The 14,487-nt window shown below is 37.8% G+C and carries 15 protein-coding genes; 11 read left to right on the top strand and 4 right to left on the bottom strand.

Annotation, left to right across the window (positions count from 1 at the left end; translation table 11 throughout):
* Positions 1–209 precede the first annotated feature (209 nt).
* Together ACINWC141_RS01415 and ACINWC141_RS01410 are read left to right on the top strand one after the other, a co-directional pair.
* Positions 210–1,493, top strand: coding sequence for an acyl-CoA dehydrogenase family protein (locus ACINWC141_RS01415; protein ID WP_171061946.1), 1,284 nt, complete (start codon positions 210–212; stop codon positions 1,491–1,493).
* 23 nt (positions 1,494–1,516) lie between these two features.
* Entirely contained in the window at positions 1,517–2,722 is a 1,206-nt protein-coding gene (locus ACINWC141_RS01410; RefSeq protein WP_009387141.1) for an acyl-CoA dehydrogenase family protein, read from the top strand.
* 109 nt (positions 2,723–2,831) lie between these two features.
* On the opposite strand, the gene ACINWC141_RS01405 is transcribed toward ACINWC141_RS01410, so the two are convergent.
* Positions 2,832–4,055: an alkane 1-monooxygenase gene (locus ACINWC141_RS01405; protein WP_009387159.1), complete on the bottom strand. Its 1,224-nt coding sequence runs from the start codon at positions 4,053–4,055 to the stop codon at positions 2,832–2,834.
* Positions 4,056–4,244: 189 nt separating this feature from the next.
* Between ACINWC141_RS01405 and ACINWC141_RS01400 the strand changes: the two genes are divergently transcribed.
* Positions 4,245–5,189 carry a cupin domain-containing protein gene (locus ACINWC141_RS01400; RefSeq protein WP_413814694.1) on the top strand — a complete coding sequence of 315 codons (945 nt, stop codon included), beginning with the start codon at positions 4,245–4,247 and terminating at the stop codon, positions 5,187–5,189.
* Positions 5,190–5,237: 48 nt separating this feature from the next.
* On the opposite strand, the gene ACINWC141_RS01395 is transcribed toward ACINWC141_RS01400, so the two are convergent.
* The 3 genes from ACINWC141_RS01395 to ACINWC141_RS01385 all read right to left on the bottom strand — a co-directional run bounded on the left by ACINWC141_RS01395 (position 5,238) and on the right by ACINWC141_RS01385 (position 8,132).
* Positions 5,238–7,103 (bottom strand): SurA N-terminal domain-containing protein, encoded by a 1,866-nt coding sequence (locus tag ACINWC141_RS01395; protein ID WP_009387128.1) that lies wholly within the window; start codon positions 7,101–7,103, stop codon positions 5,238–5,240.
* A 131-nt stretch (positions 7,104–7,234) separates the two neighbouring features.
* Positions 7,235–7,507 (bottom strand): non-specific DNA-binding protein Hbs, encoded by a 273-nt coding sequence (gene hbs, locus ACINWC141_RS01390; RefSeq protein WP_001043034.1) that lies wholly within the window; start codon positions 7,505–7,507, stop codon positions 7,235–7,237.
* 169 nt (positions 7,508–7,676) lie between these two features.
* Complete coding sequence (locus ACINWC141_RS01385; RefSeq protein ID WP_009387139.1) at positions 7,677–8,132, bottom strand: phasin family protein; 456 nt, start codon at positions 8,130–8,132, stop codon at positions 7,677–7,679.
* 208 nt (positions 8,133–8,340) lie between these two features.
* Between ACINWC141_RS01385 and ACINWC141_RS01380 the strand changes: the two genes are divergently transcribed.
* The 8 genes from ACINWC141_RS01380 (at position 8,341) to fdx (ending at position 14,452) form a co-directional block, all read left to right on the top strand.
* Positions 8,341–8,988 carry a hypothetical protein gene (locus tag ACINWC141_RS01380; protein WP_009387080.1) on the top strand — a complete coding sequence of 216 codons (648 nt, stop codon included), beginning with the start codon at positions 8,341–8,343 and terminating at the stop codon, positions 8,986–8,988.
* A gap of 109 nt (positions 8,989–9,097) precedes the next feature.
* A complete protein-coding gene (locus tag ACINWC141_RS01375) occupies positions 9,098–9,571 on the top strand; it encodes an Rrf2 family transcriptional regulator (RefSeq protein WP_009387115.1) in 474 nt (157 codons plus the stop codon).
* Between the two features lies 1 nt (position 9,572).
* The gene (locus ACINWC141_RS01370; protein ID WP_009387124.1) at positions 9,573–10,790 is read left to right on the top strand and encodes an IscS subfamily cysteine desulfurase; all 1,218 of its coding nucleotides are present in this window, start codon (positions 9,573–9,575) and stop codon (positions 10,788–10,790) included.
* Positions 10,791–10,857: 67 nt separating this feature from the next.
* A complete protein-coding gene (gene iscU / locus ACINWC141_RS01365; RefSeq protein ID WP_004792646.1) occupies positions 10,858–11,244 on the top strand; it encodes a Fe-S cluster assembly scaffold IscU in 387 nt (128 codons plus the stop codon).
* 30 nt (positions 11,245–11,274) lie between these two features.
* Positions 11,275–11,595, top strand: a complete 321-nt coding sequence (gene iscA / locus ACINWC141_RS01360; RefSeq protein WP_009387121.1) for an iron-sulfur cluster assembly protein IscA — start codon at positions 11,275–11,277, stop codon at positions 11,593–11,595.
* 84 nt (positions 11,596–11,679) lie between these two features.
* The gene (hscB, locus tag ACINWC141_RS01355; RefSeq protein ID WP_009387098.1) at positions 11,680–12,198 is read left to right on the top strand and encodes a Fe-S protein assembly co-chaperone HscB; all 519 of its coding nucleotides are present in this window, start codon (positions 11,680–11,682) and stop codon (positions 12,196–12,198) included.
* Positions 12,199–12,236: 38 nt separating this feature from the next.
* Positions 12,237–14,096 carry a Fe-S protein assembly chaperone HscA gene (gene hscA, locus ACINWC141_RS01350; RefSeq protein ID WP_009387112.1) on the top strand — a complete coding sequence of 620 codons (1,860 nt, stop codon included), beginning with the start codon at positions 12,237–12,239 and terminating at the stop codon, positions 14,094–14,096.
* 17 nt (positions 14,097–14,113) lie between these two features.
* Positions 14,114–14,452: an ISC system 2Fe-2S type ferredoxin gene (gene fdx, locus ACINWC141_RS01345; protein WP_009387062.1), complete on the top strand. Its 339-nt coding sequence runs from the start codon at positions 14,114–14,116 to the stop codon at positions 14,450–14,452.
* The last annotated feature ends 35 nt before the right edge of the window (positions 14,453–14,487 follow it).

The raw sequence follows: 14,487 nt of genomic DNA, 5'->3' as shown, positions 1-14,487 counted from the left end.
ATTCCATGTCATTCTAGTCAATACCTCACTACTCACCCGACAATAAAATTATTTTAAATATATAAAATCAAAAACTTACAATCTACTTACTTTCTATCTACCATTTATCTACTCATTTTTCGAATGTCAGTAACGACATAGTTTTTTACTATGAGGCGTGTCAGCATAAAACAATAACAACGTGTTAGGACACCATAATCATGACAAGTATGATCAATAAAGCTCAGGGTTTGGGTTTATCGCTGATCACCAGATTGGCTGGAAGCGATGTACTTGATCAACTCAAGTTGCGTAAATTTGTTGAAAAATCACTGTACCAAGGTTCAAAAGCTGGTTTCAGAGCATTGAGCCAAACTCAAAAAGCATTTAAACCGAAACAGATCTCTCAACAACGTTTGCCCCGACAACAAAAAACTCTGTTTGATTTAAGCCTAACTGAAGAACAACAAATGACCTCTGACGCAATGTCTCAATTTGCTCAAGAGGTTTTATTAGGATTAGCACATGAAGCTGACCAGAATGCTCAGTTTCCAGAAAGCCTTTGGCAATATGTTGAAGATCTAGGTCTTAACTACTATGCACTTCCTGAAGCATTAGGCGGTGTAGCAGCTGAACAAAATATTGTAAGTAACTTATTGATTGCTGAAAAACTAGCTGAAGGTGATTTTAGCCTTACAGCAGGATTACTCAGTACATTTAGCGTCATTAATGCAATTACACGTTGGGGTTCTGCAGAAGTTCAGTCAATGTACCTACCATGTTTTGCAGAAGACTCAGACATTACAGCAACCTTTGCAGTACAAGAAGCCACACCTGCATTTAATCCTTACGTATTAAAAACCAAAGCTTTACTTGAAAATGATCAATTCTTTATTGATGGCGAAAAAACGCTAGTTATTTTAGGTGACTTGGCTGACGTATTTTTAGTAAGTGCAGACTTTAATGGTAAGCCAGACGTATTTGTTGTGCAGTGCAACGAAACTATTTCAATAAAAAACAGTCCAGCCATGGGTCTTAAAGCCACAGAAACAGCAACTTTACGCTTTAATCACACTCCTGCTCTACGATTAGGTGCAACAGACTTTGATTACACTGCTTTTTTAGATTTAGGGAATTTAATGTGGTGCGCAATGGCTGTGGGCACCTGTGAAGCTGTAAAAGCTTACTGTATTAAATATGCCAATGAACGAACTGCATTTGGTGAGCCAATTTCTCATCGACAAAGTGTCGCTTTCATGATTGCCGATATGGCAATTGAAATTGATGCAATGCGTATGCTGATTTTAAATGCAGCAAGCCTTGCCGAATCAGGCAAACCATTCCACCGTGAAGCTTATCTGGCTCAACTACTTTGTGCTGAAAAATCCATGAAAATTGGTACAGATGGTGTGCAAATTCTTGGTGGACATGGTTTTACAAAAGAACACCCTGTTGAACGTTGGTACCGTGATTTACGGGCTACGGCAATTTTACAATCTGGCTTACATGCTTAAATGATCAATCAGAGGATACTTTAATGAATTTACAAAATCCTAAAAAATTCAAGATGATGATTGATCAAGCACATGATGTTGCGATCAATGTTTTACGCCCTATTTCTCGTAAATATGATAAAGCTGAGCATGCTTACCCTAAAGAACTCGATATGCTCGCTTCTCTCATTGATGGCATGAATGAAGGTGGCGAAGGTATTAATGCTGGAGCTGCAGGTGCTGGAAAACGTGGCGATACAGACAATGAAGGTATTCGTAACGGAACCAATATGTCGACCGCTCTTGGGATTATCGAGATGTGTTATGGTGATACAGGCTTATTGCTCAGCATGCCACGTCAGGGTCTTGGGAACTCAGCCATTGCTGCTGTGGCCAATGATGAGCAGTTAGAGCGCTTCAAAGGAACATGGGCTGCCATGGCGATTACAGAGCCAGGTTGTGGCTCTGACTCTGCCGCTATTCGCACCACTGCCACCAAAGATGGTAATGACTATATTTTAAATGGCGAAAAGATTTTTGTAACCTCTGGCGAACGTGCAGATTCGGTTGTTGTTTGGGCTACACTTGATCGCAAAGTTGGGCGTGCAGCTATTAAATCATTTGTAGTACCCAAAGGTACGCCTGGAATGAAGGTTGAACGACTCGAACATAAATTGGGAATTAAAGCTTCAGACACAGCAGTAATTAGTTTTATTGACTGCCGCGTACCAGCCGAAAATCTTTTAGGGAACGCTGAAGTCGACGTTGCAAAAGGTTTTGCCGGAGTGATGGAAACTTTTGATAATACTCGTCCACTAGTTGCTGCAATGGCAATCGGTTGTGCTAAAGCTTCACTCGAACGAATTAAAGAAATATTTAAAGATCAACTCGATTCCACTTATTCCACGCCTTATCTACACACCTCTAATCTTGCAGCGCAAATCTATCGTATGGAAGCTGAGTGGGAAGCTGCTCGCCTGCTTATGTTAAAAGCGACCTGGATGGCCGATAACAAAAAGCCAAATTCTAAAGAAGCTTCTATTGCGAAAGCCAAAGCTGGCCGTGTAGGGAACGAGATTACTTTAAAATGTGTCGAACTGGCCGCAAGCGTTGGCTATAACGAAGATGAGTTACTTGAGAAATGGGCACGTGATTCGAAAATTCTCGATATCTTTGAAGGTACTCAACAAATCCAGCAATTAATTATTGCCCGCCGAGAACTGGGTAAATCTTCTAGCGAACTAAAATAAGAATTAAGGGAAGTTTTTCCCTTCTTCTATTATCTTTTTATGTCAAAACTTAAAAGCCCTCTAGTTGTTAGACTAAAGGGCTTCGTATTTCAGGAATTAATATTTTTATTTATTCGGTAGTTGTATTATCTAACGCTTTATCAACTACACCAAATTTCTTAAAGATTTTTGCACGTCGTTTTGAAGAAATATTTGCTTTGTTTAAATCTCCTTTATAGTGATCAAAAACCCGCTTATCCATTATTTTAAACCACAATGAAGGAATTAATGCCGGTAATAACATACTTGCATAACCGCTTGGTAACTCTGGTGCCTCATCAAAATGACGTAATGCTTGGAATGGACGAGTTGGGTATGCATGATGATCTGAATGACGCTGCAACTGGTACAAGAATAAGTTCGTGACTACGTTATTGTTGTTCCAGCTATGTTCAGGCATTGTACGCTCATAATTACCATCAGCTTTTTTCTGACGTAATAAACCATAGTGCTCAATATAGTTAATAATTTCGAAAAGACTAATACCATAAAAAGCTTGAGTTGCTAAATATGGAATTGTACTTTTACCAAAGATTCCAACCATAGAACCATGAAAAGCAGCACTCATGCCCCAGCCTTGTAATAATTCATTATCTGAAGACCAGAATTCTTTACCTTTACGTTTTAAACGATTTTTTTCAATTTCTATTGCAGATTTAAAAGAACCAACAACGGTACGTGGCCAGAATTCATAGAATGTTTCACCCATACGTGATGAAGCTGGATCTTCTGGTGTTGCTGCACGCTTATGATGACCATAAGGATGCTCAATACGGAAATGATTATAACCTGTAGGAACTAAAGCAAGATGAGATAGAATATGGTCTATACGGTCATGCTTATGACTTAACTCATGGGCTGTATTAATCGCAATACCATTGATTGCACCCATTGAGATACCCAGTAAAATCTTATCAATAAAAGATGTCGTTTTACGGCTTGTTAAATAACATGCGTAAACATTTGCAGCATACTGAAGAGGAATAAAACTTTTCACAAGACGTGAATAATATGGATCTTTTTCTAAAAGCTTAATTTCTTCATCTGTCGGATTTCGCGCATCTTTCCCAATAATTGTATCAATTGCCGGAATCACGACATGTAATAAAAGTGGACCACCTAAAGCAAAGACTTTCTTTAATGGACGTGGACCAAAGTGATAACCTGCTAAAATACCTAAACCGATAGCAGGCAAAGCAGGACTAATCATCCATAACAAGCGTTTGCGATCTATTTCACGCATAGACGCAGGCACTGGCATAAGTTCTTGCTGAACATTTACTGGTGCATTCATAGTTATATTTCCTTTTTCTATATGTCTATATAGTTAAAGAAATAGTGTTTAGTTAACAGTAGTAACCGTCCAAAAAACCTATGTTAAAGTCTTTGGCATTTTCTTCCACTTTTCTGTCCTAAAAACACATGTTGATCTATTCCTATAGCTCACTATAATTTTATTAAAATAATGATTGATCATTTAAATATGGATGCACTAAGTAAATTTTTTGATGATATTCACCTTAATAAGTCTGAATACATCTATTTAAAAGCGCAAGGAGAATGGGCTTTTAAAACACAAGATCAATCTGCTCTACTTGCTTATATTGTTTTAACTGGTTCAGTCTATATTCAACTTAACGCTTCAGAAAAAATTATTGCAACCGCTGGTGATATTATTTTAATTCCTTCGGGAAAATCACATAGTGCGACTGACTCAAAATCAACAGCGAGTAAGCTAGTAGATTCTCTGGATATTACTTCGCTTTTTAATGGTCATAGACAAGATGTCATCGAATTTGGTACTTCATCTCCAGATAATACATTGTTGCTATGTTTACGCTGCCAAATCGATACTCATATGGCTGGGCCACTTATTAATGCCCTGCCGTCCATCATGCATATTCAACATGAAAACCAAACTAACCCACCTGAATGGTTACAAATTGGACTTTATTTTCTAGCAATCGAAACTCAAAAAATTCGGCCGGGTCACGACAAAATTATTGATCATCTCGTCAGTATTCTGCTGATTGAATGCATTCGTGATCATATTCAACAAATGACAGACCAACAAAACTGGTTAGGTGCCCTAACACATCCTGAACTGAGTAACGCACTATCTGCTATCCATAGTCAACCGGAAGTCACATGGACAGTAGAATCTTTAGCGGAACAATGCTGTATGTCACGCTCTAAATTTGCAAACTTATTTAGCAGTATTATTGGTGAACCACCTCTGACTTATTTGCAGCATTATCGTTTTCGTTTAGCAAGTCAGTATTTACGCACAAGTAACTTATCAATTCAGCAAATATCAAATAAGGTTGGCTACTCATCCGAAACAGCTTTTAGTCAGGCATTCAAACGAATTTTTGATTTATCTCCTAAACAATATAGACAGCAATATATTGGACACAGCTTAGATTAACTGCCAATAAAAAAAGCGCCGAGGCGCTTTTTTTATTGAATCAAATTATTATTTAATTTTCGCATGTGATTTTAAATATTGACTGTAATCTTCTAATATTTGTTGACCACGCGATTGACGATAAAGTTGTTTTAACTGCTGTAACTGATCAGCTGGAATAGCATTTGCAGCAGAGGAATTTACATTTGAAACTGCAACAACAACCAGCTCATTTGGTAAGTTCGCTGTTGTAACAGACCACATACCTGGCTTAGGTGTAGCTGCGCTAAATGCCGCGCGCTCAATTTCACGCTTTAATCCTTGTGAACGACTAAATACGCCAGCCGATTCAAATGCTACTTTGTTTTTAGCAACAACTTGATCTGCTGGTTGAGTTTTAAATTCAGCCAACATTGTAGCAATTTTTGCTTGAACAACTTTACGCGCTTTTTCATCGATAACTTTTGCTTTCGCTTCATTCATCGCTTGTGCTAAAGGTTTCACACCAGCAGCATGATAATCACGTACTTTAACCCATACCGTATCACCATTCGCTAACTGAATATTAGACGATGCATTACGGTCACCATTTTTTACGTCATCATTAAACAATTTAATTTTAACGTTCGGATCACTTAAATATGGATTTTGTGTAGCTAAAGTTACGCCATTTAATGATTCAACTTTTGTACCTTTTACTTCCTGCACAACAGCTTCTAAAGAATCATTACCAACAATCGTTTCATTTAAACTATTTACGGTATCTGAATAAACAGTCGCAACTTTATTCTTTTCAACCTCAGCAGTTAAACGCGCCTTCTCTGCTTCAAACGAAGGGATTTGATTAGCTTGAGTTTCTGCCTCAATAATATGATAACCATATTGTGTTTTTACTGGTTGAGAAATTTGTCCATTTTTTAAGCTCACTACAGTTTTATCAAATGCATCGGAAAAAACACCTGGTGCATATGCTTCAACTAAACCGCCTTTAGTTTTTGAACTTGGGTCTTCAGAGAACTGAGATGCAGCTTGTGCAAATGTAAGGCCGCCTTGAATTTTCGCATATACTTCTTTAGCAAGTTTTTGAGCTGCTGCATCATCACGAGCATCTGTAGTAATTAAAATATGCTTCACCGTACGTTTAGCATCTTTTTTCTGAGTCTCAACGAACTTGCTATATGCTTGCTGAAGTTCAGCTTCGGTTGCAGGAGCTGGTTTAGCCATTAATGATGGCGACACAACCACATAATCCACATCAACAGAAGCTTGTTGTTTAAACTCATTTTGGTGTTTGTTGTAATAATCTGTGGCTTCTTGATTAGAGGCAGTTAAACCAGTTTTATAACCATCTAATTTAATACTAGCCAAATGCAATGTACGTTGTTCAGTTTGCAAATTCGCAATTTGCATTAAATCAACTTTACTTACTAAAGAATAATCAGAAAAAGTTGAAGTAAGCATTTTTAAAGCATGATCTTGACGAAGGCTAGATATTAAGCCCTGACTTGTCATACCAATAGAACGTAAATAATTTTCATAGAGTTTTTGCGAGAATTGTCCATTCTCTTGCAAACTAGGCTGCTGAGCTAACATTTGCTCAATTTGAGTATCACTTAGTGAAATACCCAATTTTTCAGCTTGTTGAATTAATAAATTACGTGACACTAAAATATCGAGTGCTTTAGCCTGAATAACAGGCAAATTAAGTAAACTTTCATCACCTTTAACTGCAGCTAAATATTGTTCTTTGTAAGACTGAGTTAAAGTTTCAAGATCTTTTTTAGATATTTCTTGGCCATTTACTGTTTTCGCAACATCAGCCTTGTTTCCCCTATTAAAATATCCTTCAATACCTACAAGTGCTAAAGGGGTCAAAAACAAAATTAGAAGGACTTTGCCGAGCCAACCCTTAATGACTGTACGAAACGATTCCATAAGTATTCCAATATTTTATTTCGAGGAGAATTTTAACTGAAAAACCACAATCAATGAATGAGCAATATTGGTCAATTCAGATTTTTAATAAAAAACGCGCCTATATTGGCGCGTTTAATCATCTTAAAAGATTAAGCTACTGAATCTTTAAGACCTTTACCAGCTTTGAAGCTAGGTACTTTTGTTGCTTTAATTTGAAGCTCTTCACCAGTTTTAGGGTTACGACCAGTGCGTGCAGCACGTTCTTTAACACTGAAAGTACCAAAACCAACTAAAGTTACTGTGTCACCTTTTTTAAGTGCTTCAGTAATTGACGCAATCGTCGCATCGAGTGCCTTGCCTGCATCAGTCTTAGATACTCCCCCTTTTTCAGCAATTGCATCGATTAATTCTGATTTATTCATGAATAAAACATCCTCTTAATATCGTTTGTTTAAGGTCCAAGGCTATAGTTTAAAAGGCCATGACGCCTTTATAGCAATGCTTTGGGGGAAAACGCAATACTAGAGCAGGGCTTTTAGCAAAAATAAATGCTAAAAAACTGTTATATATTTGCTAAATCCCAACATTTTTTTACTTTTTATTCAATTTTGCTTTCAACTGTTCGTTTTCTTCTATTAAAGCATCCACCTTAATATGAAGCTGTACCAAAAGCTGTTCAATGTGCTGTAAATCCTTCGGAGTCACCAATCCAATCCTATTTAAAGAATGATTAACACTGGTATCAAGAATTTTTTCTACTTTATCTTTTGTTTCAGATACAGATTCTTTTGCTTTTTCTGTGACCTTACCAACCGTAGTATCTGCCAAGTCTCCGGTTTTAGATTCCAGCTCTTCACCTACCTTGACCAAAGAATCAAATAGCTTGTTGCCTTCTTCTTCTGCACGTGAAAAAGCCCCTAGCCCTGCTAACCAAATTTGCTTAGTGTACTTTCTAAAGTCTAAAGCCGATTTTCTTGAACTTCTTGATTTCAATTTACTTTTTTCTTCTGACTCTTCTGTCTGGGTATCTATATTTGCATTATCCATTGATCTAAGCTCCTAATCAGATGAGAGAGATGATGACTGATTTGACCACAAAATATTTCTATAATATCAAAGTAAAGACTTGATCCATTTACAAAACTGTTCTACAAAGCAAGTAAGTCATGTAAATATATTTAACAGGACATTTATTAAAGTTTGAGATAGGATGTCCCATTCTTGAATTAATTGCTATTTCTAAGGATAAACTTTTATGAGTGAAACGCAACAAAGACAAAAACATCCCCGTCTGTTGCTGAATATTGTTCTAATTATTTTAGAAACTTTCTTTTCATTTATACTCACCCACGATGGTGTTCTTCGCTTGCAAGCGAAAAAGTTTATTTCAAACAAAACAACGATTCGCATCAATAGCTATCTTCCTTTTTTTAACTTTTATGTTCAGTTTACAGAAAAAGGTTTGTTGTTCGATATCCACTCTTTTGATCGACGTGTTGATCTGGAAATCAATAGTACACTTATCGATCTGATTAAAATTTTCGCTTTTTCAAACCAGCGTAGTCTTAACAACATGCGTATAGATGGCGATGAAGAAACGAAAAAAGAGCTATTAGATTTAATTTCTCATCTTACCTTGCCTAAACTTTTAGCTGACTGGAAGCAATGGTTTAATTCACCTGATGATGAAGCTGAAGCGCTTGCTTCACGTAAACGAATTGCCCCATTGCTTGAAAAAATTGATCAGCAACGTTCAGAAATCAATTCACTTCATGTGGAAATTAAACAATATCAAAATCGAATCACTCGCCTACAACAGCGTCAACGCAATATTAACTTCTCCTTTGGTATAATTAGCCTGATATTTATTGTTTATTTCATATATAATTTATGGGTTGCTTAAATTATTTTTCCATTTTGTTCCTGCACTTGAATTAAAAATAAAAAAACTTGACTATTTTAGTCGGGATTCATAAAATCCTATTATCTAGTCTTAACATGTGTATCGAATCATGCGCCTTACAACTCGCGGTCGCTACGCAGTGACTGCTCTACTTGATTTAGCTTTGCAGCCAACTGAACAAACGATCACGCTCGCCGAAATTGCCGCTCGCCAATCCATTTCAGTTGCTTATCTAGAACAGTTATTCGCAAAACTTAAGCGTCATGGGTTAGTTTCTAGTGTTCGCGGTGCAAATGGTGGTTATCATTTGGCTCGAAATGCTGATGAAATTACTGTGTTAGAAATTATTGAAGCCGTAAATGAAACTGTTGATGCAACACGTTGCGACCACAAGGCTAACTGCCAAAATGGTGCAATGTGTCTCACCCACGATTTATGGCAAGAACTCTCTCATCATATTGCCGACTATTTAGCAAAAATCTCTCTTGCCGACCTCATTAGCCGAGACAACGTTCAAACTGTTGCATTGCGCCAAAATGTGAGCGGCACAGATTCAGCTCTTTTATCGGGTACAGGTATTTGATATGAAACGTCCAATTTATCTTGATTACGCAGCAACCACTCCAGTAGATCCGCAAGTTGCAGAACGTATGATGGAGTGTTTAACTTTCGACGGTACCTTTGGTAATGCTGCATCTCGTTCGCATGCTTATGGCTGGCAGGCAGAAGAAAAAGTTGAATATGCACGTGAGCAAGTCGCAAATTTAATTAAAGCTGACCCACGTGAAATCGTTTGGACTTCTGGTGCAACTGAATCAGATAACCTTGCCCTAAAAGGTGTAGCACAATTTTATGCATCTAAAGGCAAGCACATCATCACAAGTAAAATTGAACACAAAGCTGTTCTAGATCCTTGTCGTGAATTAGAAGAACAAGGTTTTGAAATTACTTATTTAGAACCAGAACCACGAACAGGTTTAATTACCCCTGAAATGGTAAAAGCTGCCCTTCGTCCTGATACTGTCCTTGTTTCTTTAATGATGGTAAATAACGAAATCGGTACAGTTACAGATGTAGCAGCGATTGGTGAGTTAACACGTGCCAATAAAACCTTCTTTCATGTAGATGCGGCTCAAGCTGCTGGTAAAGTTGAAATCGATCTCTCTACCATGAAAATTGATCTTATGAGTTTCTCTGCTCATAAAATTTATGGTCCAAAAGGTATCGGTGCATTATATGTACGTCGTAGCCCACGTGTTCGATTAAAAGCGCAAATTCATGGCGGTGGTCATGAACGTGGTATGCGTTCTGGTACTTTAGCAACTCACCAAATTGTTGGTATGGGTGAAGCTTTTGAAATTGCTGGCAAAACAATGCACGCAGAACAAGAGCGCATTCGCAAATTACGTGACAAACTTTGGAATGGTTTACAAGGCCTTGAACAGGTTTTCTTAAATGGCCATCCTACTCAAAACGTTGCTAACTACTTAAATGTCAGCTTTAACTTTGTTGAAGGTGAATCTTTAATGATGGCACTTAAAGATGCAGCCGTATCAAGTGGTTCTGCTTGTACTTCTGCAACATTAGAGCCTTCATACGTTCTTCGCGCATTAGGTTTATCTGATGAGCTAGCACACAGCTCAATCCGCTTCAGTTTTGGTAAATACACGACTGAAGAAGATATTGATCATGTGCTTACAATTACCAAAGCCGCTGTTGAGAAATTACGTGAACTTTCTCCGCTTTGGGACATGTACAAAGAAGGTATTGATCTTTCTACAGTTGAATGGGCTGAACACTAATTCATTGAAATTAGTGTTTTTACCCTCATATTAATATTAGGCTGACCCCGAGGTTTGGAGAAGCGAAATGGCTTATAGCGAAAAGGTAATTGATCATTACGAAAATCCTCGTAATGTTGGTGTTTTAGACAAAAACTCTGAAAATGTAGGTACAGGCATGGTGGGTGCACCTGCATGTGGCGACGTGATGCGTTTACAAATTCAAGTAAACGATAGCGGTGTAATTGAAGAAGCACGCTTTAAAACTTACGGCTGTGGTTCTGCAATTGCATCAAGTTCACTCGTAACTGAATGGTTAAAAGGCAAGACCCTTGATGAAGCTCAAGCAATCAAGAATATTGATATCGCAACAGAGCTTGCCCTTCCACCAGTAAAAGTTCACTGCTCTGTACTAGCTGAAGATGCAATTAAAGCTGCGATTGAAGATTATCGCACTAAAAAATCAAAAGCTTAATTTGTTACTATTGTAAACGTTGGAGTTTTCATGATTCATTTAACTGAAAATGCTGCGACTCATATTAGCAATTACCTTAAGAACCGAGGTAAGGGTGAAGGCATTCGCGTGGGTGTGAAAACTTCTGGTTGTTCCGGATTGGCTTACGTTCTTGAATTTGTTGATTCTGTCGATGAACATGACGAAGTTTTCGATCAATTTGGCGTTAAGGTATTTGTAGATCCAAAAAGTCTTGTGTATTTAGAAGGCTTAGAAATGGACTATGTTAAAAATGGCCTTAATGAAGGGTTCGAATTTAACAATCCCAATAAAAAAGGTGAATGTGGTTGCGGTGAGTCTTTCACTGTATAACCCTTCTCCTTCCATCTCTCATTAAAACAGTGTCTTTTTATAGCACTGTTTTAATGTATTTAATTAACGTGGACCTCCTTTCTAATGAATCATTTTGAGTTGTTCAATTTACCCGTAGAACTCGATATCGATTTGGCGAGCTTAAAATCTAGCTTCTTGAATTTGCAGCAGCAATATCATCCTGATAAAGCAGAAGATAAAAATCAGGCGTTGATCAAGTCAAGTGAAATCAATCAAGCTTTTAAAATACTATCGCAAATAGACAGCCGCGCAGCTTATCTTTTAGCATTAAAAAAGCAAGACCATCACCTTGATCAATCTATTAGTGATTTTGAGTTCTTACAATCAGCTTTAGAACTTCGTGAACAACTTGATGAAGCAACTTCACCAGAGCATCTAAGCACACTTAAACAAGAAGTGTTTCAGTGGATAGAGAGTTTAGTTCGCGAATTTAAGATTGATTACACTGATGAAGACTGGGGTGAAGCTCGAGATACTGTACGTAAATTACGTTTCTTTCAGCGCGTTCTTAACGATATTGAAAAAGCAGAAGATCAAATGTTGGATGACGAAGACAACTTTGATTTAGACGACGATTTTTAATTTTGCTTTTTCCAAATTATTTTCAAGGGATTTAACTCATGGCACTTTTGCAAATTGCTGAACCGGGTCAATCCAGTGCCCCACATCAACACCGCATTGCGATTGGTATCGACCTAGGAACGACACATTCTTTAGTTGCGACAGTGTTATCAGGCAAACCTAAAGTACTCAATGACGAAAAAGAAAGAAGACTTCTTCCTTCTATTGTGCACTACGGAAAGGATGCAATTCACTATGGTGAAGAAGCAAAGCCTTTTCTTATTGCTGACCCTAAAAGTACAATTGTTTCTGTGAAACGCTTTATGGGTCGTTCAAAAGCAGATATCAAATTTCAGCATCCCTATGAATTAATCGGTTCTGAAAATGAGATGCCAGCTTTTGAAACACGTGCTGGTCGTAAAACTCCTGTTGAAATTTCGGCTGAAATTTTAAAACAATTAAAAGACCGTGCTGAAACTAGTTTGCAGAATCCAGTAAATGGAGCAGTCATTACTGTTCCTGCCTATTTCGATGAAGCTCAGCGACAAGCAACTCGTGATGCTGCACAGCTTGCGGGATTAAATGTATTACGTTTATTAAATGAACCAACCGCTGCTGCTGTCGCTTATGGTTTAGACCAAGAAACTAATTTAGCAACAGATCATAACTATGTAATTTATGATCTAGGTGGTGGTACTTTCGATGTATCAATCTTGCGTTTCTCACAAGGTGTCTTTGAAGTATTAGCAACAGGCGGCCATACTGCTTTAGGTGGTGATGATTTAGATCGTCTCATTGTTAAATGGGCTAAAAAGCAGTTAGATATTGATACTCTCAGTGATGAAGCATATGCAGTATTTATTGTTGCTGCTCGTCAAGCGAAAGAACAGCTATCTACACAAGAATCAGTTCAGTTAAAGCTACTTGAAAATGTACTAACACTTGATCGTCCGACTTTTGAAAGTATTATCCAAGTTGCTTTAGATAAAACAATTAGTGTCTGCAAACGTGTTTTACGTGATGCAAAACTTGAATTATCAGATATTCAAAATGTTGTTTTAGTGGGTGGCTCTACTCGTTCGTATGCTGTTCAGCAAGCAGTTCGTAATGTATTTAATCAAGAACCACTTTGCACGATCAACCCAGATGAAGTAGTTGCAATTGGGGCATCTATTACTGCCAACCAATTAATTGGAAATAGTCAAGACGGTTCATTACTTTTAGATGTAACCCCACTTTCACTTGGTTTAGAAACCATGGGTGGGCTAGTAGAACGTCTTATTTCACGTAACACTGCTATTCCAGTTGCTCGTCGTCAGGAATTCACAACTTATCAAGATGGCCAAACTGCCATGCTTATTCATGTGGTTCAAGGTGAAAGAGATTTAGTAGAACATTGTCGTTCATTAGGAAAATTTGTCCTTCATGGCATTCCCCCAATGACTGCAGGTCAAGCACGCATTGAAGTTACCTTTCAAGTCGATGCGGATGGCCTACTCACCGTTTCGGCGCGTGAAACGACTTCAAATGTACAGGCTCAAATCGATATTAAACCATCTTATGGTTTATCTGAATCTGACACTGAACGCTTATTAATTGAAGGTTTCAAACACGCAGAAGAAGATAAGAATCTGCGTCATCTAAAAGAAACCAAAGTTGAGGCTCAACGTGAGCTTGAAGCTTTAGAACAAGCTCTCAAAGTTGACGCCGATTTGCTTAATGATGAGCAGCTTGAAGCACTTAAAACCGCTGAAAATCTTTTGAAAGCGCAACTTGAAGACAATGATATTCAAGCGATTGAAAAAGCTGTAGAACAACTTAAAGTACATAGTGATGCTTTTGCCGCACTACGTATGAATCGACATATTGACCACGCCTTAAAAGGTACAAAACTTGAAGATTGGTCAAATTCAAACTAAAGGTATAGGTGATCAATATGCCCCGTATTAAAGTACTTCCTCATGCTCAGTTTTGCCCTGAAGGCGCAGAATTTGAAGTCGAACAAAATGCAAATCTTTGTCAAAGTTTGCTTGATCGAGGAATTAAAATTGAACATGCTTGTGACATGTCGTGTGCTTGCACCACCTGCCATGTAGTCGTTCGCAAAGGTTTTGACAGTCTAGAAGAAATGGATGATGTTGAAGCAGATCTTTTAGATCGCGCTTGGGGACTTGAGCCAGATTCTCGACTCTCATGCCAAGTAAAAATTGTTGATGAAGATTTAGAAATTGAGATTCCTAAATATACAATCAACCATGCTTCAGAAAATCATTAATCGAGTTATTAAAAAAGCTGCTTTAAAAGCAGCTT

The sequence above is a fragment of the Acinetobacter sp. WC-141 genome, from assembly GCF_000313935.1.
Lineage (GTDB): Bacteria > Pseudomonadota > Gammaproteobacteria > Pseudomonadales > Moraxellaceae > Acinetobacter.
Note: the sequence above shows the minus strand (reverse complement) of the source record. Positions and strands in the feature narration are given on the sequence as shown.